The organism is Herbaspirillum sp. CAH-3 (assembly GCF_009668275.1).
In the GTDB taxonomy this organism is placed as follows: Bacteria; Pseudomonadota; Gammaproteobacteria; order Burkholderiales; family Burkholderiaceae_D; genus Herbaspirillum; species Herbaspirillum aquaticum.
This window is the reverse complement of record NZ_VSWE01000001.1, coordinates 306,243-324,857: the sequence shown is the minus strand read 5'-3', so window position 1 is coordinate 324,857 and position 18,615 is coordinate 306,243. Positions and strand designations below refer to the sequence as shown.

The window sequence follows — 18,615 nt, the reverse complement described above, 5'->3', positions numbered from 1 at the left end:
ATTTTCCGTCCCATGTCTTCCCCCGCCACCGCCGCCAGCCACATCACCGGCCTGGTCCTCTCAGGCGGGCGTGGCACGCGCATGGGCGGCGTGGACAAGGGCCTGCAAGTCCTGCATGGCAAGCCGCTGGTGCAGCACGTGCTGGAACGCCTGGCCCCGCAGGTCGGCACCCTGGCGATCAACGCCAACCGCTCCCAGCTGGAATACGCGCGCTTCGGCTATCCGGTCTGGCACGACCTGCAGGGGGATTTCCCCGGCCCGCTGGCGGGTCTGCAATGCGGCCTGGCCCATTGCCATACGCCGCTGCTGGCCACCGTTCCGTGCGACTCGCCGCTGATCCCCTATGACCTGGTAGCGCACCTGTACGACGCCCTCAGCGCCAGCGGCGCACAGGCCGCCATCGCGGTTACCGAAGGCGTACACGGACGCCAGCGCCATCCTGTCTGCTCGCTGCTCCAGGCGACGACGCGCGCGTCGCTGGACGCCTTCCTGGCCGCCGGCGGCCGCAAGATGGACCGCTGGTTTGCCAGCCTTGATTGCATCGAAGTGGATTTCCCCGACGAGCGCGCCTTCAGCAACATCAATACCGGGCTGGATTTGCAACAGCTCGAAGCAGAACAATGATCGAGACCCACACCGCCACACTCCACGACATCGTCAGCTGCATCAGCGGCTATGACCCCAACGCCATGACGGTGGCGCGCGCGCAAGCCGTGATCCAGGAATTCATCACGCCCATCGAGGCCGTGGAAAAGCTGGCCATCCGCAGCGCCCTCTCGCGCGTGCTGGCACGCGACATCATTTCCCGCATCGACGTCCCGGCGCACGACAACTCGGCCATGGATGGCTATGCCCTGCGTGGCGAGGACGTGGCCGCGGGCCAGCAAGTGCGCCTGCAGATCGTGGGCGCCGTACATGCCGGCGAACAATTCGCCGGCAGCGTCGGCCCCGGCCAGTGCGTGCGCATCATGACCGGTGCACCGATGCCCGAGGGCTGCGATACCGTGATCCCGCAGGAACTGACCACCGATGCCGACGCGCAAGGCGTGACCCTGCCTGCCGGCCGCGTGCGCCCCGGCGACAATCGCCGCCTGCGGGGTGAAGACCTGGCCCTGGGCAGCGTGGCGCTGCCGCGCGGGCGCGTGCTGCGCCCCTCCGACATCGGCCTGCTGGCTTCGCTGGGCATCGCCGAAGTGCCGGTGCAGCGCCGTTTGCGCGTGGCCTTCTTCTCCACCGGCGACGAATTGCGTTCGGTCGGCGAGCCGCTCGATGCCGGCTGCGTCTATGACTCCAATCGCTACACCCTGCACGGCATGCTCACGCGCCTCGGTTGCGAGGTGCTGGACATGGGCGTGGTACCGGACGATCCGGCCGCCCTGGAAGCGGCTTTCCGCAGTGCCTGCGAAGAAGCCGATGCGGTCATCACCTCCGGTGGCGTCTCCGTTGGAGCGGCGGATTACACCAAGCAGATCATGGCCAGCCTGGGCGAGATGACGTTCTGGAAGATCGCCATGCGCCCCGGCCGTCCGCTGGCCTTTGGCCGCATCCGCTCGCGCGGGCGGGAGGCTTACCTGTTCGGTTTGCCGGGTAATCCGGTGGCGGTGCAGGTGAGTTTTTCCTTCTTCGTGCGCGATGCACTGCTGCGCCTGGCCGGTGCTGAAGCCAGGCCGCTGCCGCGCCTGCGGGTGAAGACGGCCACGGCCATTCGCAAGAAGGCCGGCCGCACCGAATACCAGCGCGGCATCCTGGCCCCGGACGAGAATGGTCAGTGGCAAGTGCGGCTGACCGGCATGCAGGGTTCGGGCATCCTGCGCTCGATGTCGGACGCCAACTGCATCATCGAACTGGAGCACGAACGCAGTGATGTGGCTGCCGGCGAAGAGGTGGCGGTGGTGCTGTTCGACGGCCTGGTGTGATGGTTTTTCAGGCGCAGATGAAGAAAAAGGGACGGCAAGCCGTCCCTTTGTGTTTTCCAGCCTCCTGAGCCTCGTCCGCTGGTGAAGGAAAAGGCCAAAAAGGCCAATCAGACGCCCTCGGCATCCTCACCCAGATCCAGCTCCCCGGTACCCAGCAGCTTCTGCGCATTTTCCACCGGCAGCGCCTCCACCGACTTGAGCTTGCGCGTCATCTGGCGGGTGCGGGTCTCGGCCTGGTCGATGTTCTTGGCCGCGCGCTCCAGCGCCGTCTTGGTGGCCGCCAGCACTTCGCCAAACTTGCCGAACTCGGTCTTGACCGCGCCCAGCACCTGCCACACCTCCGACGAACGCTTTTCCAGTGCCAGCGTGCGGAAGCCCATCTGCAAGCTGTTGAGCAGCGCCGACAAGGTCGACGGGCCCGCAATGGTGACCCGGCAGGTGCGCTGCAATTCATCCGACAAGCCGGGCCGGCGCATCACCTCCGCATACAGCCCTTCGGTGGGCAGGAAGAGGATGGCGAAGTCGGTCGTCAACGGCGGCGACAGGTATTTCTCGGCAATCGTCTTGGCCTCGCCGCGCACGGCCCGCTCCAGCTCGCGGCCGGCCGTGGCCACGCCGTCAGCGTCAGCGCGCTCGGCGGCATCGACCAGGCGTTCGTACTGTTCCTTGGGGAATTTGGCGTCGATGGGCATCCAGACCTGGTCCGCATCCTCCTTCGCGCCCGGCAGGCGGATGGCGAATTCCACCCGCTCGCCGCTGGCCGGGACGGTCTCCACGTTCTTGGCGTACTGGTCGGGAGTGAGCATCTGCTCCAGTAGGATTTCCAGCTGCACTTCGCCCCAGGTGCCGCGCGTCTTGACGTTGGTCAGCACGCGCTTCAAGTCGCCCACGCCGGTGGCCAGCTGCTGCATTTCGCCCAGGCCCTGGTGCACCTTGTCCAGCCGGTCCGAGACCAGCTTGAAGGATTCACCCAGCCGCTGCTCCAGCGTGGCATGCAGTTTCTCGTCCACGGTCTTGCGCATCTCTTCCAGCTTTTGCGCGTTGTCGTTCTGCAGGTCCTTGATCCTGGCTTCCAGCGTGGCACGTACCTCGGCCATGCGCTGGGCGTTCGACTCGGTCAGCGCCGAGAGTTGCTGGTGCAAGGTATCGCCGAAACGCTTGAGCGAGACCGCCTGCTCTTCACGGTTCACCTGGGCCTGCAGCGTGATGGACTGGCGCATGCTGTCCAGCTGCTGCGTGTTGCTTTCGTTGAGCTTGACCAGCTGCTGCGCAAAGCCATCGATCTGCTGGTTCTGCAAACCCGCCACGCTGGTCAGTTGCGTGGCCAGCGTCTGCTGCAGGTGGGCAAAGTTCGCGCCCAGTTCCTGGCGCGTGTTCTGGGCACTGGCCTGCACCTGGCTGCGCAGCTCGCGCTCGATGCGCTCGCCGGTGTCCTGCTGGTGGCGTTGCAGGTCCTGCTTGACCTGCAGCAGCGCGTCTTCGATCACCAGCGCAGTGTCGTCCTCCTGACGCTGGCTGCCCCGCAGCAGGATCAGCACTTGCAGCACGACGCCGACCACGACCAGGCCGGTGAGGATCATTTCAAAAAGGGACATGGAACCCATCCAGTGCGTGTTACTCGGGCTTGTTGCGCATCCAGTCGGCCGTCTGGTAGAGCGCGGCCAGCAGGCGCTTCATCAGGTCTTCCGGCAGGCCGACGTCCTGCATGGCCCAGGTCATGCAGCGCAGCCACTGGTCGCGCTCGGAGATGCCGATGGGGAAAGGCAGGTGGCGCGCCCGCAGGCGCGGATGACCGAATTTTTCCATGTACAGGCTGGGACCGCCGGTCCAGCCGGAGAGGAACATGTAGGTCTTCTCGCGCGAACCCTCCAGCGAAGGCGGATGCAGTGCGCGGATGCCGGCGAACTCCGGTTCCAGGTCCATCAGGTCATAGAAACGGTCGACCATCTCGCGCAGCTTTTCTGCGCCGCCGATGAGTTCGAACGTGGTCGGTTGGTTGGGATCTTCGATTTGCATAAGACCGCCATGATACCGCAGCCGGCCTGCCGCGTCGGGCCGCCCGGCTGCGATTGCCAGCCATGTTTGACCTGGATCGGATCAGGCCTCGCGCAAGGTCTGCAGCGGCGGACGGCGCAACACGTGACGCAATCCGGCCCAGCCGCCCAGGGTCGAGCAAGCCGCGCCCAGCCCCATGCCGGCCACCCACACCAGCGGACTGAAGCTCCACTCGAAATTGAAGACGTAATGCGCCAGCGCCCAGCCGATGCCCGCCGCGCCGCTGGCGGCCAGCAGCCCGGCCAGCGAACCCACCAGCAGTACCTCGATGCGCTGGGCGCGGGAGAGCTCCTGGCGGGTCGCACCAAGGGCACGCAACAGGCCAGCTTCCCGTACACGTTCATCCTGGGACCCTGCCAGTGCAGCGTACAGTACCAGTACACCTGAACACAAAGTGAACAGGAACAGGAACTCTACAGCTGCAATCACTTGGCCGACCACTTCCTGGATCTGTGCCAGTACACTTCCTATGTCCACAACGGTCAGATTGGGGAAGTCGCGCGCCAGCGTGTTGCCCAAAGCCTCCTGCTGTGGCGTCAGGTGTACCGCCGTGATCCAGCTTTGCGGCGTATCGCGCATGAGCGTCGGGTTGAGGATGACGAAGAAATTCACCCGCAGCGAACCCCACTCCAGCTTGCGCAGGCTGGTCACGGGGGCCTCCACCAGTTGTCCGGCGATGTCGAATTGCAGCTTGTCCCCCAGCTTGATGCCCAGGGTCTGTGCCAGTCCGCGTTCCACCGAGGCTTCGGGTTGGCGGTCGTCGTACCAGCGCCCGGCCACGATGCCATTGCCGGGCGGGATGTCACGCATGGTCGAGAGATTGAATTCGCGATCCACCAGCCGCTTGGCACGGTCTTCCTGATAATCCGCCGCCGAGATGGCACGGCCATTGATCTGCACCAGCCGCCCGCGAATCATCGGATACAGCGCCGCATCCTGCACCCCGCCCTGGCGCAGCGCCTGTTGCACGGCGTCGCGCTGGTCCGGCTGGATGTTGATGATGAAGCGGTTGGGGGCATCGGCCGGCGTGGCCTGCTGCCATGCGCCCACCAGGTCGCCGCGGATCACGGTCAGCAACAGCAGCGCCATCAGGCCCAGGCCCAGCGCCACCACCTGCATGACGGCCGCCGCCGGACGACGCTGCAAGCCGTCGATGGCAAAGCGCCAGCTCTGGCGATCCACCAGGCCGCGCAGCGAACGCAGCGCGCGCAGGCACAGCCAGGCCACCAGCGCGAAGAGACCAAAGCCGCCGAGGAAGCCGGCGATGGTCAGCAGCCCCAGCTTGAGATCGCCCGCCTGCCACAGCAGCAGTCCGGAAAACACCAGCGTGCCCAGCACATAAGTGCCCACCGTGAGCGCCTGTGGTGCACCCTGGTCGCGGCGGATCACGCGGTTGTGCGGCACGTTGCGCAATTGCAGGATGGGGGGCAAGGCAAACCCGACCAGCAGCAGCAAACCGGTGGCCACGCCCTGCAGCGCGGGCGCCCAGCCCGGTGGCGGCAAGGCGGTCGGGAGGAAGTTGCCCAGCCATTGCAGCAGCGCAAAGTGCGCGGCAAAGCCGACCAGCATGCCGATGAAGCTGGCTGCCAGCCCGATGAGAATGAATTCGGTCAGGTAGAGCGTGGTCACCTGCGCTTGGGTCATGCCGAAACAACGCAGCATGGCGCAGGCATCCAGATGGCGCAGCATGAAGCGGCGCGCTGCCATGGCCACGGCGAGCGCAGCCAGCATGGCCGACAGCAGCCCCACCAGCGACAGGAATTGCTCGGCACGGTCCAGCGTGGCGCGCATTTCCGGACGGCCGTTTTCCAGCGATTCCAGGCGCACGCCGCGCAGCTTGTCGGCCTCAATCTGGCCTTCGATCTGTTGCTGGTAGCGCTGCACGGCCTCGGGCGGCCCGGCGATCAACAGGCGGTAGGTCACGCGCGAACCGACCTGCACCAGGTGCGTGGCGGCCAGGTCGCCGTCATTGAGCATCACGCGCGGCGCGAAATTGACGAAAGCGCTGCCGCGATCCGGTTCCATGGCGATGACGGCGGCGATCTTCAGGGGCAGGTCACCGAGCTGCAGGGTGTCGCCGACCTGCACGCCCAATTGCGACAGGATCTGCGGATCCACCCAGACCGTACCCGCTTGGGGAATGCCCTGGGCGGGCCGGTCGCGGCCATCGCCGCCCTGCAAGCGCAACTGGCCGCGCAAGGGATAGCCGGTGGTCACGGCCTTGATGGAGGCCAGTACCGAGCGCGCCGCATCGCCCTGCCCGGCTTGCGCCATGCTGGGAAAAACCTGGGTCTGCGCCTGCTGCAGGCCTTGCGTAGCGGCCTGTTGCAGCCATTGCGGCGCCAGCGGCTGGTCGGCCGCGATCAGGAGGTCGGCCCCCAGCAGCTGGTGCGCATCGCGCGTCATGCCGGCGCGCATGCGGTCGACGAAGAAACCGACCGAGGACAATGCCGCTACCGCCACGATCAGTGCGATCAGCAGGAAACGGAGTTCACCGGTGCGCCAGTCGCGCAGGGTCATGCGCAATGCTTGTTGGAACATGCAGGGCCAGTCGTCAAGAAATCAGGAATCAGGGATCAGGAAAAACCAAACGCGACGTTCAGCGCAGCCACAGCGCCGCCACGCCCACCGCCAGCAGCACGCAGAAAGCCCCCAGCATGCGCAGGCGGCGGCGCATGGCATCCATGGTGGCAACCAGTTGTGCGTTCTGCTCGGCCAGGGTGTTGATCAACTGGCTGGCTTCGAGCTGCTCGGCTTCCAGCTGCACGATGCGCTGGGCCAGCTGGCCGACGTCGCCGGTGACCGGCGCGGGCGGCGCGGCATCGACTGCGGTCTTGGCCTTGCGGGTGCGCGACCACAGGTCACGCGCGCCCTTGACGATGCCGGGGGTGGCCTGGACCACGTCGCCCCAGGGAATCAGTTTGATGGCGGACAGCCAGCTCAATCCCATCTGCGCTACTCCTGAAAAAGATTTGGATAAGGAAAATCAGATACGGCTTGTTGCAATTTCGTTGCAGAAACGGGCGAACCGGCCTGCTCCGTCTTCTTCTAAGACAGGCAAAATGTCATTTTATCCCGACAAGCTGCAAGCTCTCCGCAAGTCGCCACGATGACCCTGCCGACCGGGAGCATGCAGCCTCGTCCCCTGAGAAACCGGAGTCCTGTCCCATGAAAGCCCCCCTGTCCCTGCTGGCGGCCGCCCTGCTGCTGTGTGCCGGCAGCGCCTTCGCCGCCGATTGCACCAAGGCTGCCACCCAGGCCGAAATGAATGCCTGCGCCTCGCAGACCCTGACCCAGAACGATGCCGACCTCAATGCCACCTATATGGCCTATCGCGACAAGCTCAACAAGGCGCAGCAGAACCAGTTGCGCGAAGTGCAGCTGGCCTGGCTGAAGTATCGCGACCTGTCCTGCCGCTTTGAGAGTTCGGCCAGCGCCGGCGGGTCCGCCGCTTCACTTGCGCTGCAAACCTGCCTGGCCGACAAGACCCGCCAGCGTGCGGACGAACTGAAGAATCTGGCGGGCTGCCAGGAAGGCGACCTCAACTGCGTGCGCTAGTCAGAACATTAACTTTCATGCTGTAATGCTCGCGTCTGAAGAATCAGACCGATCAGACCCACGAATCCACCTTGCCCCAGGGAGTCTCTCATGAAAAAAATGTTCTTCGCCATGACCTCGTTCGCACTGGCCGCCCCGCTGCTGCTGGGTTCCCCCGCCATGGCCCAGAATGCGCAGCAGGACAAGATGAAGCAATGCAACGCCGACGCCGCCGGCAAGAAAGGCGATGAGCGCAAGGCCTTCATGTCCTCCTGCCTGAAGAAGGAACAGCCCAAGCCGGCCACCCAGCAAGACAAGATGAAGCAATGTAACGCCGACGCCGCCGGCAAGAAGGGCGATGAGCGCAAAGCCTTCATGTCGTCCTGCCTGAAGAAGGACAAGTAATTTCCCTTCACCTCCCCGCCAGGCCGGTGGGGATGCACAACAAAAAACCCGCAAGGCAGCTTGCGGGTTTTTTGTTGTCTGCGTGCAGGACAGTCAGTGCTGCGTGCGCTTGAAGAAGAACAAACCGGCGCCGACCAGCATCAGCACGCCACCGAAGAAACGGTTCTGCGCCTTGATCGCCTTCTGGCTGCGGAAGAAGCGTTGCAGGCGGCTGGCCGCAAAGGCGTAGCCGTGCATGACCACCAGGTCCACCGCCACCATGGTCACGGCCAGCACCAGCAGCTGCAGCCACAGCGGGCGTTCGTGATCGATGAATTGCGGCAGCACCGCCACCATGAAGACGATGCCCTTGGGGTTGGTGGCATTGGTGAGGAAACCCGTCATGCAACGCTGCCACCAGTGCTGGCCGCGCTGCGCGCGCGCCACGGCGTTGGCGTTGTCGAGGGCTTCGCCTTCCTGCTCCGAAGGCACGCGCGCACGCCACTGCGAGAAGCCCAGGTAGATCAGGTACAGGGCACCGGCAATCTTGACCACGTTGAAGGCGGTTTCAGAAGCCACCAGCAGCGAACCCACACCGGCACCGGCGATGATGAGGACGACCACCAGGGCAATCTCCAGGCCCAGGATGGTGGCGGTAGTACGGCGCAGGCCGTAATTGAGGCCGTGGCTCATGGAGAGCACCGCACCCGATCCGGGCGAGATGGCGATGACACAGGCGGCGAGGAAAAATGCAAACCAGGTTTGATAGGCCATGAGAAAACTCGATGAGGCAACAGGAAAGAAGGAACCGCAAAGACCACCGGCAAGGCACGCGGTGCAGCGCAGGAGCCCGCAAGCAGCGCTGAAACACGGCTGCACCAACGTGCCAACCATTATAAGCAAAGCAGCAACGAATGCTTACAAATCCACGATGAATTGAAACACTTTCACGTCGTCTTTCACGTCGACGGCTCGTTATAGGAAGCAAGGCGACACGACATGATGAAGCGATTACGCAAAATCAAGCGCCGAGCGTAACAACCACTTTCTAAAGGAAATTGCCATGAAAACCAAATCCGTCATCGTCGCTTCCCTGCTGACCGCACTGGCCCTGCCGGTGTTCGCACAGACCGGCAGCGCTGCGCCGGCCGCGCCAGCAGCAGCTACGGCCAAGGCGGAAGCCGGCAAGACCGACACCGCGCCCAAGGCCAAGACCACCCACCACGCCAAGCACAAGAAGTCCGAAAAGTCGGAGAAGAAGGCTGACGCCAAGAGCGAAGCCAAGACCGACACCAAGGCCGCCACCGATACAGCGACCAAGAGCAAGTAAGACCGTACCGGGCCAGTCCCGGTACAGATAGCAGATACAAAGCAGTAACGTAGCAGACACGCAGCACACACCGTACGCACCGTACTACTGACGCAAACAGACACTTGTCTCTGAAAGGACATCACCATGAATACCAAGACCATCATCGTTGCCTCCCTGCTGTCGGCCCTGACCCTGCCGGTGTTTGCCCAGACTGGCGCAGCAGCCGCGCCGGCCGCCCCGGCCACCACCGCAACCGCCCCGGCCAAGGCGGAAGCCGCCAAGACCGAGACCGCACCGAAGGCCAAGGCCACGCATCACGCCAAGCACAAGAAGTCCGAGAAGTCGGAGAAGTCGGAGAAAAAGGCTGACACCAAGACGGAAGCCAAGGCTGAGAAGAAGGAAGCCGGCACTGCCGACACCAAGACGGCCGCCACCGACACGGCCGCCAAGACCAAGTAATCCAGGCCAGACCGTACCGGGCCAGCGCCCGGTACAGATAGCAAACACTTGGCAGACACATCGCACACACCGTGCGCACGTATTACTGACACTGACCAGACACCCGTCGTTGAAAGGACATCACCATGAAGACCAAGACCATCATCGTTGCCTCCCTGCTGTCGGCCCTGACCCTGCCGGTATTCGCCCAGACCGGCGCCGCCGCTGCTCCGGCCAAGGCGGAAGCTGCCAAGACCGAGACCGCGCCGAAGGCCAAGTCGGAACATCACGCCAAGCACAAGAAGTCGGAAAAGAAGGCTGAAGGCAAGACCGAGAAGAAGGCCGCCAAGAAGGAAGCCGCCGGCACCGAAAAGCCGGCAGCTGACGCCGCCGCCAAGTAAGACGTCCGCAAGGAGCAGCAACCCGGGCATCGGATCGATCTGCTGCCCGGACATGTCAGGGATGACAGGGATATCGCCCCCGCACCTTCAGGTCCGGGGGCGATATTTTTTATATCATTTAAATTGTTTTCGTCGCTTCGACCACCCGCTCTGGCCGATACGCCCGATGAGGATCAATCCTGCTGCCACCGCAAGGCGACGCGTTCTCCCGCATGCGCAAAGTGCGCACAGTCCATGCCCACGCCCGCCGCGAACAGCAAGTCTTCGCCCGCCCACACCAGCGGCAGGTAAGGCCGCTCCCACGCAGGCACATCCGCGCTCTGGTACTGCTGCTTGAGGCTGCGCGCCGGACGATTCTGCGCCAGCTTGATGCGTTCTCCCCCGCTGCGTCCACACACCAGCAGCGATTGCGCACGCAGCCACGCGGCATCAAAGCCGGGCCGCGCATCGCCAGCGGAAACGGGCTCGAACTGCAGGGTGCCGTGGAAGACCGGCACGTGGACCTGCGCCTGCCCGCTCCAGCGCAGCGACAGTGACGCGCCCTCATCAGGCAGGCTGCGGCGCGGGGCCAGGAAGACGCGCTCGCGGTAGCGATGCACTTCGCCGTCAGGATGGGAGACACACAGCTGCGCCTCCACATCGGCTTCCAGCAACTGGCTGCGCATCTCCTGCATCCACGCGGCCGATGGCATGCGCATGCCGCGCAGTGCGAACCAGTGACGCATCAGGTTCAGGAAACGCTGCTCGCTCAGGGCGCGCAGCGCAGGCATGCGCAGATGATCGTCTTCACGGCATTGGGCCAGATCCTGTTCGGCCACTTCGCGCAGCAGTTCCTGCGCGCCCTGCGCATGTCCGGCCGCACGCGCCAGGCGCTGCTGGTAGCCCGGGAAGACCTGGCCCAGCGCTGGCATCACCTGATGGCGCAAGGCATTGCGGGTATAGCGCGGATCACTGTTGGATTCATCCTCGATCCAGGCGAGCGACCAGGCGCGTGCGCCCTCTTCCAGCTGGGCGCGCGGAATGGCCAGGAAAGGCCGTGCGACCAGCGTATCGGCATCGCCCAGCAAACCGGGCGCGGCATTGCATTGATCCATGCCGGACATGCCCGCCAGCCCGCTGCCGCGCAGCAGTTGCAGCAGCACCGTTTCGGCTTGGTCATCGAGATGATGTGCGGTCAGCAGCAGGCGCGCACCGTGCGCCCGGCACAGCCGTCCCAGCGCGGCATAACGCGCCAGCCTTGCCGCTTCTTCCACGCCGCTGTCGGCCACCCGTTCCAGTTGCACGCGCTCGTGCGCGCAGGTGAGGCCGCGCTGCGCACATACCTGCTCGGCGTGCGCCAGCCAGGCATCCGCATTGGGTGACAGCCCATGATGCACATGCAGCGCCACCACGCGGGCGCCGCTTTCACGCTGCCACTGCGCGGCCGCTTCCAGCAGCACCGTGGAATCGAGTCCACCGCTGAAGGCTACGGCCAGCGTGTCCTGTGCGGGATCGAAACCGGTTGCGGCCAGCGTGGCCTGCAGTGCCTGCAGCAGCTTGCCGGTGATCTTGCCGGAGGAAGGAGAAGAAGGATGTTCGGACATGGGAAACCGGCGCCAGAAAAGACAAACGCCAGCGAAGCTATCGCTGGCGCCTGGGAGGACAGGAATGCGAACCGGAAATTATTCGGCCGAATTCAATTCCTTGAACTTGCCATAGGCCATCAGCTTTTCGTGACGCGCGGCCAGCAGGTCCTTGGTCTTCATGCCCTGGAACTGGCGCAGCGAATCCGACAGCGCGCGCTTGAGCAAACCGGCCATCTGCTTGGGATCACGATGGGCGCCGCCCAGCGGTTCGTTGACGATCTTGTCGATCAGGCCGATGGCCTTCAAGCGATGGGCGGTCAGGCCCAGCGCTTCGGCCGCATCCGCAGCGCGGTCGGCGGTCTTCCACAGGATGGAAGCGCAGCCTTCCGGCGAGATCACCGAGTAGGTCGCATATTGCAGCATCAGCACCGAGTCACCCACGGCGATGGCCAGGGCGCCGCCGGAACCGCCTTCACCGATGATGGTGGCGATGAGCGGCACCTTCAGTTCGGCCATCACGTACAGGTTGTGGCCGATGGCTTCGGACTGGCCGCGCTCTTCGGCATCGATGCCGGGGAAGGCGCCTGGGGTGTCAACGAAGGTAAAAATCGGCAAACCGAACTTTTCAGCCACTTTCATCAGGCGCATCGCCTTGCGATAGCCTTCCGGCTTGGGCATGCCGAAGTTGCGCATGGCGCGTTCCTTGGTGTCGCGCCCCTTCTGGTGGCCGATCACCATGCAAGCCTGGCCGTTGAAACGGGCCAGGCCGCCGACGATGGACTGGTCGTCCGCAAAGGTGCGGTCGCCATGCAGTTCGTGGAAATCGGTGAAGATCTCGCGCACGTAGTCCATGGTGTAGGGACGCTGCGGATGGCGCGCAATCTGCGAGACCTGCCAGGGCGTGAGCTTGGCGTAGATGTCCTTGGTCAGCTGCTGGCTCTTCTTGACCAGGCGCTCGATCTCTTCGGAGATGTCGACGGCCGAGTCATCCTGTACAAAACGCAACTCTTCGATCTTGGCATCCAGCTCGGCGATGGCCTGCTCGAAGCCCAGAAAAGTCGTTGTCGATTTACTCATTGTGTTCCTTTTTCAACAAGTCCGATCATCTGACAGGGACGCCGGCCCGGTGCGGGTTGCGGCTCGATGATCCCCGGATGCATCGGTTTGCCTTCAAATCTTGGGAGGTGCGGAGTATACACCAGCACGGCGCCAGCGCAGCAGCGCCGGACGCACCCTCTTCCCCTTGGATCAATAATCGGAGGGCAGCGGGTCCAGGCTGCGCCACAGATACCAGGTCGCCACGGTGCGCCACGGTTCCCAGTTCGCGGCGACTTCCCGCGCATCGCTGCGCGAGACGGGCTCGCCCGAGAAATAGCTGATGCTGATGCCCTTGAGCAATCCCAGGTCATCCAGCGGCAGCACGTTCGGGCGCAGCAGATTAAATATCAAAAACATCTCGGCTGTCCAGCGGCCGATCCCACGGATCTGGATCATCTCGGCAATGACGGCTTCGTCTTCCATCTCCGCCCATTTGTCGGGATGTACCGTCTTGGCCTTGAAGTGGGCCGCCAGATCGAGAATGTATTCGGCCTTGCGCTTGGACAGGCCGCAGGCCGCCAGCCCTTCCGGACCGGTGCGCATCACCTGGCCCGGCGTGCAGCGTGGACAGGCTTCCAGGAAGCGCTGCCATACCGCATTGGCGGCCTTGGTCGAGATCTGCTGGCCGATCACCGAACGCGCCAGCGTGGTGAAGGCGTCGCCACGCACCGTCAGTTGCAGATCCCCGAACTGCGGGATGATCTTGCGCATGATGCGGTCGCGCTTCATCAGCTCGGCCTTGGCCTCTTCCCAGTAGGCCGGCACGATCATGCCGGGATCGGCCTCGCTGGCTTTTCGGTTGGTATTCAAATCAAGCTCTCCGCCATTCGGTCAGGCCGCCCGGTTTGTCTTCCAGAATGATGCCGGCCGCGGTCAGCTCGGCACGCAGGCGGTCGGCTTCGGCGAAGTTCTTGCCCGCCTTGGCCGCCTTGCGCGCTTCGATCAAGGCTTCGATCTCGGCTTCGCCCAGACCGTCTGCCGCTGCCACGCCGCCCTTGAGGTACTCGCCCGGCTCGCGCTGCAGCAGGCCGAGGATGCCGGCCAGCGCCTTCAACTGGCGCGCCTGCGACGGGGAACGGTCGCGATTGACTTCATTGGCCAGCTCGAAGAGCACCGATATCGCCACCGGCGTGTTGAAGTCATCGTTCAGGGCCTCTGTGAACCTTTGTGCATGGGCTTCATCGGCCACCAGCGCGCCCGCTTCCGGCGGCACATCCTTCAAGGCCGTGTACAGGCGGGTGAGCGCCTGGCGGGCATCGTCCAGATGGGCATCCGAGTAGTTCAGCGGGCTGCGGTAATGCGCGCGCAAGATGAAGAAACGCAGCACTTCCGGATCGTACTTCTTGAGCACGTCGCGAATCGTGAAGAAATTGCCCAGGGACTTGGACATCTTCTCGTTGTCGATGCGCACGAAGCCGTTGTGCATCCAGTAATTCACGAAGGTGTGCTGGTGCGCACCCTCCGACTGGGCGATCTCGTTTTCATGATGCGGGAACTGCAGATCCTGTCCGCCGCCGTGGATGTCGAAATGGTCGCCCAGCAGGTCGCTGGACATGGCCGAGCACTCGATGTGCCAGCCCGGACGACCACAGCCCCAGGGCGAGTCCCACTTGGCTTCGTCCGGTTCGCTGGGCTTGGCGGCTTTCCAGAGCACGAAGTCCAGCGGATCGCGCTTGCCGGTGTTCACGTCCACCCGTTCGCCGGCACGCAGGTCGTCCAGCGACTTGCCGGAAAGCTTGCCGTAGCCGGGAAAATCGCGCACGGAGTAATTGACGTCGCCATCGCTGGCCTTGTAGGCCAGGCCGTTCTTTTCCAGCTTGCCGATCAGGTCCAGCATCTTCGGCACGTACTTCGTCGCACGCGGTTCATGGTCGGGACGCTGCACGCCCAGAGCGGCGGCATCCTCGTTCATGGCATCGATGAAGCGGTTGGTCAGCTGGGCGATGGTCTCGCCGTTCTCGGCGGCACGATGGATGATCTTGTCATCGATATCGGTGATGTTGCGCACGTAGGTCACGGCATAGCCGGAGGCGCGCAGCCAGCGCTGCACCATGTCGAACACCACCAGCACGCGCGCATGGCCGATATGGCAATAGTCATACACGGTCATGCCGCACACGTACAAGCGCACCTTGCCGGGTTCGATCGGGGAAAAGGTCTGCTTATCACGCGCCAGCGTGTTGTAAATCTTGAGCTCGCTCATGGGATGGGAATTCTGGGGTTGGCGTTGCCGCTGTGGGCGACGGGTTCATGCACTACCTGGGGCCGGCACCGTGTAAAAGCGTGGCGCTGGCAGGCCCCTGCCTGGGTTTCATTGTTCTAGCAGCAGTTGCAACATGAACGGGTCACGGTAGCCAAACCTCTTTTTGTCTTACTTGTTTGATATAAAATGCCAGCTTTCTTCGAATTTCTTCGAGTATAGCATCGATAAAACCATGGCCCCAGAATCACAAGAAGAGACATCCATTCATGGTTTGCGCGGTTTGATCAGCAAGACTGCCCACAAGACGGCAGTGTTGTCGAGCCTGGTGGCAGCCCTCTTCGGGGTGCCCGCCACGCTTGCGCATGCCAGTGAAATGTCTGACATCAACAAGCTGATGCGGGCCGGACAGTATGCCGAAGCACTGACCAAGACCGATGCCGTGCTGGCCAAACACCCGCGCGATGCGCAACTGCGTTTCACGAAGGGCCTGATCTTAGCAGAACAAAACCGTTCTGCCGAGGCCATCGCGGTGTTCACCAAGCTCACCGAGGACTTCCCCGACCTGCCTGAGCCGTACAACAACCTGGCCGTGCTGTACGCGGCCGACGGCCAGTACGACAAGGCGCGCGCGGCGCTGGACATGGCCATGCGCACCAATCCGACCTATGCCACCGCACTGGAAAACCTGGGCGACGTCTATGCCAAGCTGGCCAGCCAGGCTTATGACAAGGCGCTGCAGATCGATCCGGGCGCCAACGTGCCGCAGCCCAAGCTGACCCTGCTGCGCTCGCTCAACGGCAACACCACCGGTGGCACCGTGCCGCGCCTGGCGTCGGCCGCAGCAGCCCAGCGCGACGCCAAGGCCAAGGCCGAAGCGGCAGCAGCAGAACAGCAGGAACGCAATCGCGCCCTGGCGGCCGAAAAACTGGCGCAGCAGGCAGCGGCCGACAAGGCCGAAGCCGAAAAGACGGCCATCTCCAAGGCCACCAGCGAGAAGGAAAAGGCCGCAGCCGACAAGGCGGCCGCCGAGAAAGCCGCTGCCGACAAGGCTGCCGCGGACAGGGCTGCCACCGAGAAGGCGGCAGCAGACCGCGCCGCCGCCGAGCGTGCCAAGGCCGAGAAGGCGCGCGCCGAACAGCTGGCAGCCGAACAGGCGCGTGCGCAGAAGGCCGCCGCCGACAAGGCCGCCGCCGAGCAGAAGCAGAAGGAACTGCAGGCGCAGAAGGACAAGGAACACGCCGACAAGCTGGCCCGCGAACAAGCCGCCCGCGCCGAGAAGGACAAGGCCGCCCAGGCGGCCGCCGAGAAGGCGCAAGCCGACAAGCTGGCTGCGGCCGAGAAGGCCAAGGCGGAGAAACTGGCGGCTGCAGAGAAGGCCAAGGCCGAGAAACTGGCGGCAGCAGAAAAGGCCAAGGCCGACAAGGCCCGTGCCGACAAGGAAAAGGCCAAGGCCGAAGCCAGCGCCGAACAGGACAAGGCCACCGTGCTGGCGGCCTTGAATGGCTGGGCCAAGGCCTGGAGCGACAAGGACGTGCGCAGCTACCTGGGCCATTACGCCAGCGACTTCGAGACACCCCGTGGCGCCTCCCGCAAGGAATGGGCCGAAGAACGCCGCGCCCGCATCGAGGACAAGGGCCGCATCAGCGTCAAGGTCAGCAACGCCACGGTGAGCATCAATGGCAACATCGCGACCGTGCGCTATCGCCAGATATATAATTCGGATCGGCTGACGGTGGACAGCCGCAAGACCCTGATTTTCGTCAAACAGGGCAATCGATGGCTGATCAAACAGGAACGATCGGGAGGGTAATTGGTGGCTAGCGCTTTGCAAGGGCGTCCCGCGCGCATGCTGGGACGCCTGTTGATGTTGTGCCTGGCGGGTGTGCCTGCAATGGGCAGCGTGGCATCCTCGTCTTCCATCCCGCCGCCGGCCAATACGGCCGGCGCGCCTGTGGCCAAGCCGGATCCGGAAGCCCTGCTCATCGATATCTACAAGGACCTGGGTGCCAACCGCCTGCGCGAAGCCCAGGCCAAGGCCGACGCGCTGGTGGCGGCCTATCCCACCTTCCGCCTGGGCCACCTGGTACGCGGCGACCTGCTGTTGATGCATGCCCGTCCGGTGCGCAATTTCGGCGCCATGGCCGACGGCCCCAGCGACAAGCTCAAGGAACTGCGCGATGAAGCCATGGTGCGCATCCGCTCCCTGCAGGAAAAGCCCGACCCCAAGCTGATCCCCAAGGCGGTGCTGCAAGTGGGCGAGGACCAGAAGAACGTGCTGGTGGTCGACACCACCCGTTCGCGCATGTACGTCTACGAGAACCAGGGCGGCGAACTGAAGTTCCAGAACGACTTCTACATTTCCCAAGGCCGCTTCGGCGCCAACAAGACCAAGTCCGGCGACCAGCGCACGCCCATCGGCGTGTATTACGTGAACAATCGCATCCCCGGCCCCAAGCTGCCCGATTTCTATGGCACCGGCGCCCTGCCGCTGTCCTATCCCAATGAATGGGACAAGCGCAACGGCCGCAGCGGCTATGGCATCTGGCTGCATGGCACGCCCTCGGACAATTTCAGCCGTCCGCCGCTGTCCTCCGATGGCTGCGTGGTACTGGCCAATCCGGACCTGCAAAACCTGTATTCCACCGCCGAGGTCGGCAAGACCGTGGTGGTCATCAGCCAGCACGTGCAGTTCGTCGACAAAAACGAATGGGCCCGCCAGCGCGACGCCGCCTCCTCCATGCTGGAACAGTGGGGCCAGTCGCTGGAGAATGCGGATGCCGACAAGGTGCTGTCGTATTACTCTCCGGAATTCCGCTCGGCCCAGGGCGAGAACCTGGCCACCTGGTTCGGCCGCCAGCAGAAGAGCCTGAACGGTGCGCGCTATACCAGTGTCAAACTGCGCGATGTCAGCCTGTTCCGCTATCCCGGCACACCGGAAGACATGATCGTCAGCACTTTCACCCAGGAAAGTGCGGTCGGCAAGAGCAAGAACGCGATCCGCAAGCGCCAGTACTGGGTGCGTGAAGGATCGCAATGGAAAATCATTTACGAAGGCAACGCATGATCCTCTCCCGTCGTCATCTGCTGCGCATGGCCGCAGCATTCTCCCTGTCGGCCACGCTGGCCGCCCCTGTGCTGGCGGCCGATGCACCGCGCGTGCTGCTCAAGACCAGCATGGGTGACATCACCCTGGAACTGAACCCCGAAAAGGCCCCGGTCTCGGTCGACAATTTCCTGAAATACGTCAAGAAGGGCCAGTACAACGGCACCGTCTTCCACCGCATCATCAACGGCTTCATGATCCAGGGCGGCGGCTACGACCAGAACATGCGCGAGAAGGCCACCGAGGCGCCCATCAAGAACGAGGCCAATAACGGATTGAAGAACGAGGTTTATACTGTGGCGATGGCGCGCACGTCGGCACCGCATTCGGCAACGGCCCAGTTCTTCATCAACGTGGCGGACAACCGCTTCCTGAACTACCCCGGCCAGGACGGCTGGGGCTACGCCGTGTTCGGCCGGGTCATCGCCGGTACCGACGTGGTCGACAAGATCAAGCAGGTGCGCACCGGCGCCGGCGACGTGCCGGCCACGCCCGTGGTGATCGAATCGGCCACCCTGGTCAAGTAAGGCCGGCCTGCCGTCACGCAGCCAAGGCGGGCCCAAGTCGCCCGCCGGTTTTTTTCATTCCCCCACAAGCAAAGGA

At 63.9% G+C, this 18,615-nt stretch carries 19 protein-coding genes; 10 read left to right on the top strand and 9 right to left on the bottom strand.

The annotated features are described in order from the left end of the window. The first annotated feature begins 12 nt into the window (after positions 1-12). Both mobA and glp read left to right on the top strand, forming a co-directional pair. Entirely contained in the window at positions 13-624 is a 612-nt protein-coding gene (gene mobA, locus FYB76_RS01545; protein ID WP_088754285.1) for a molybdenum cofactor guanylyltransferase MobA, read from the top strand. Next, positions 621-1,916 carry a gephyrin-like molybdotransferase Glp gene (gene glp / locus FYB76_RS01540; protein ID WP_154132457.1) on the top strand — a complete coding sequence of 432 codons (1,296 nt, stop codon included), beginning with the start codon at positions 621-623 and terminating at the stop codon, positions 1,914-1,916. Before mobA ends, glp begins: the two co-directional genes overlap by 4 nt. Before the next feature lie 107 nt (positions 1,917-2,023). Here glp and rmuC read toward each other — a convergent pair whose 3' ends face one another. The 4 genes from rmuC to FYB76_RS01520 all read right to left on the bottom strand — a co-directional run bounded on the left by rmuC (position 2,024) and on the right by FYB76_RS01520 (position 6,921). Then, positions 2,024-3,511 carry a DNA recombination protein RmuC gene (rmuC, locus tag FYB76_RS01535; RefSeq protein ID WP_229296843.1) on the bottom strand — a complete coding sequence of 496 codons (1,488 nt, stop codon included), beginning with the start codon at positions 3,509-3,511 and terminating at the stop codon, positions 2,024-2,026. Between the two features lie 19 nt (positions 3,512-3,530). Continuing rightward, a complete protein-coding gene (locus FYB76_RS01530; protein ID WP_013233882.1) occupies positions 3,531-3,932 on the bottom strand; it encodes a group II truncated hemoglobin in 402 nt (133 codons plus the stop codon). A gap of 81 nt (positions 3,933-4,013) precedes the next feature. Continuing rightward, positions 4,014-6,512: an ABC transporter permease gene (locus FYB76_RS01525; RefSeq protein WP_154132456.1), complete on the bottom strand. Its 2,499-nt coding sequence runs from the start codon at positions 6,510-6,512 to the stop codon at positions 4,014-4,016. 58 nt (positions 6,513-6,570) lie between these two features. Continuing rightward, positions 6,571-6,921, bottom strand: a complete 351-nt coding sequence (locus FYB76_RS01520) for a hypothetical protein (RefSeq protein WP_154132455.1) — start codon at positions 6,919-6,921, stop codon at positions 6,571-6,573. 218 nt (positions 6,922-7,139) lie between these two features. Here FYB76_RS01520 and FYB76_RS01515 point away from each other — a divergent pair, with 218 nt between their 5' ends. Next, a complete protein-coding gene (locus FYB76_RS01515; RefSeq protein WP_088754281.1) occupies positions 7,140-7,529 on the top strand; it encodes a lysozyme inhibitor LprI family protein in 390 nt (129 codons plus the stop codon). Positions 7,530-7,619: 90 nt separating this feature from the next. Continuing rightward, positions 7,620-7,913 carry a PsiF family protein gene (locus FYB76_RS01510; protein ID WP_088754280.1) on the top strand — a complete coding sequence of 98 codons (294 nt, stop codon included), beginning with the start codon at positions 7,620-7,622 and terminating at the stop codon, positions 7,911-7,913. Positions 7,914-8,006: 93 nt separating this feature from the next. Here the strand turns inward: FYB76_RS01510 and FYB76_RS01505 are convergent, their stop codons facing one another. After that, a complete protein-coding gene (locus FYB76_RS01505) occupies positions 8,007-8,666 on the bottom strand; it encodes a LysE family transporter (protein WP_034339732.1) in 660 nt (219 codons plus the stop codon). A 289-nt stretch (positions 8,667-8,955) separates the two neighbouring features. Here FYB76_RS01505 and FYB76_RS01495 point away from each other — a divergent pair, with 289 nt between their 5' ends. The 3 genes from FYB76_RS01495 (at position 8,956) to FYB76_RS01485 (ending at position 10,043) form a co-directional block, all read left to right on the top strand. Beyond that, positions 8,956-9,222, top strand: coding sequence for a hypothetical protein (locus FYB76_RS01495; RefSeq protein WP_154132453.1), 267 nt, complete (start codon positions 8,956-8,958; stop codon positions 9,220-9,222). A gap of 126 nt (positions 9,223-9,348) precedes the next feature. Beyond that, entirely contained in the window at positions 9,349-9,663 is a 315-nt protein-coding gene (locus FYB76_RS01490; protein WP_154132452.1) for a hypothetical protein, read from the top strand. A 125-nt stretch (positions 9,664-9,788) separates the two neighbouring features. Continuing rightward, the gene (locus FYB76_RS01485) at positions 9,789-10,043 is read left to right on the top strand and encodes a hypothetical protein (RefSeq protein WP_154132451.1); all 255 of its coding nucleotides are present in this window, start codon (positions 9,789-9,791) and stop codon (positions 10,041-10,043) included. A 173-nt stretch (positions 10,044-10,216) separates the two neighbouring features. Here the strand turns inward: FYB76_RS01485 and tilS are convergent, their stop codons facing one another. The 4 genes from tilS to cysS all read right to left on the bottom strand — a co-directional run bounded on the left by tilS (position 10,217) and on the right by cysS (position 14,909). Next, positions 10,217-11,626: a tRNA lysidine(34) synthetase TilS gene (gene tilS / locus FYB76_RS01480; protein ID WP_088754276.1), complete on the bottom strand. Its 1,410-nt coding sequence runs from the start codon at positions 11,624-11,626 to the stop codon at positions 10,217-10,219. 78 nt (positions 11,627-11,704) lie between these two features. Beyond that, positions 11,705-12,685 carry an acetyl-CoA carboxylase carboxyltransferase subunit alpha gene (locus FYB76_RS01475; RefSeq protein WP_008327848.1) on the bottom strand — a complete coding sequence of 327 codons (981 nt, stop codon included), beginning with the start codon at positions 12,683-12,685 and terminating at the stop codon, positions 11,705-11,707. Between the two features lie 171 nt (positions 12,686-12,856). Then, entirely contained in the window at positions 12,857-13,516 is a 660-nt protein-coding gene (locus FYB76_RS01470; protein WP_088754275.1) for a DNA-3-methyladenine glycosylase, read from the bottom strand. 1 nt (position 13,517) lies between these two features. Further along, positions 13,518-14,909, bottom strand: a complete 1,392-nt coding sequence (cysS, locus tag FYB76_RS01465) for a cysteine--tRNA ligase (RefSeq protein WP_154132450.1) — start codon at positions 14,907-14,909, stop codon at positions 13,518-13,520. A 232-nt stretch (positions 14,910-15,141) separates the two neighbouring features. Here cysS and FYB76_RS01460 point away from each other — a divergent pair, with 232 nt between their 5' ends. Genes FYB76_RS01460 through FYB76_RS01450 form a run of 3 tightly spaced genes read left to right on the top strand, consistent with a single transcriptional unit; the run spans position 15,142 to position 18,539 of the window. Beyond that, positions 15,142-16,719, top strand: a complete 1,578-nt coding sequence (locus tag FYB76_RS01460; RefSeq protein ID WP_154132449.1) for a tetratricopeptide repeat protein — start codon at positions 15,142-15,144, stop codon at positions 16,717-16,719. Positions 16,720-16,755: 36 nt separating this feature from the next. Then, positions 16,756-17,973 (top strand): murein L,D-transpeptidase family protein, encoded by a 1,218-nt coding sequence (locus tag FYB76_RS01455; protein WP_088754315.1) that lies wholly within the window; start codon positions 16,756-16,758, stop codon positions 17,971-17,973. Continuing rightward, positions 17,970-18,539, top strand: a complete 570-nt coding sequence (locus FYB76_RS01450; protein WP_088754272.1) for a peptidylprolyl isomerase — start codon at positions 17,970-17,972, stop codon at positions 18,537-18,539. The genes FYB76_RS01455 and FYB76_RS01450 overlap by 4 nt, the downstream gene beginning before the upstream one ends. Positions 18,540-18,615: the final 76 nt, after the last annotated feature.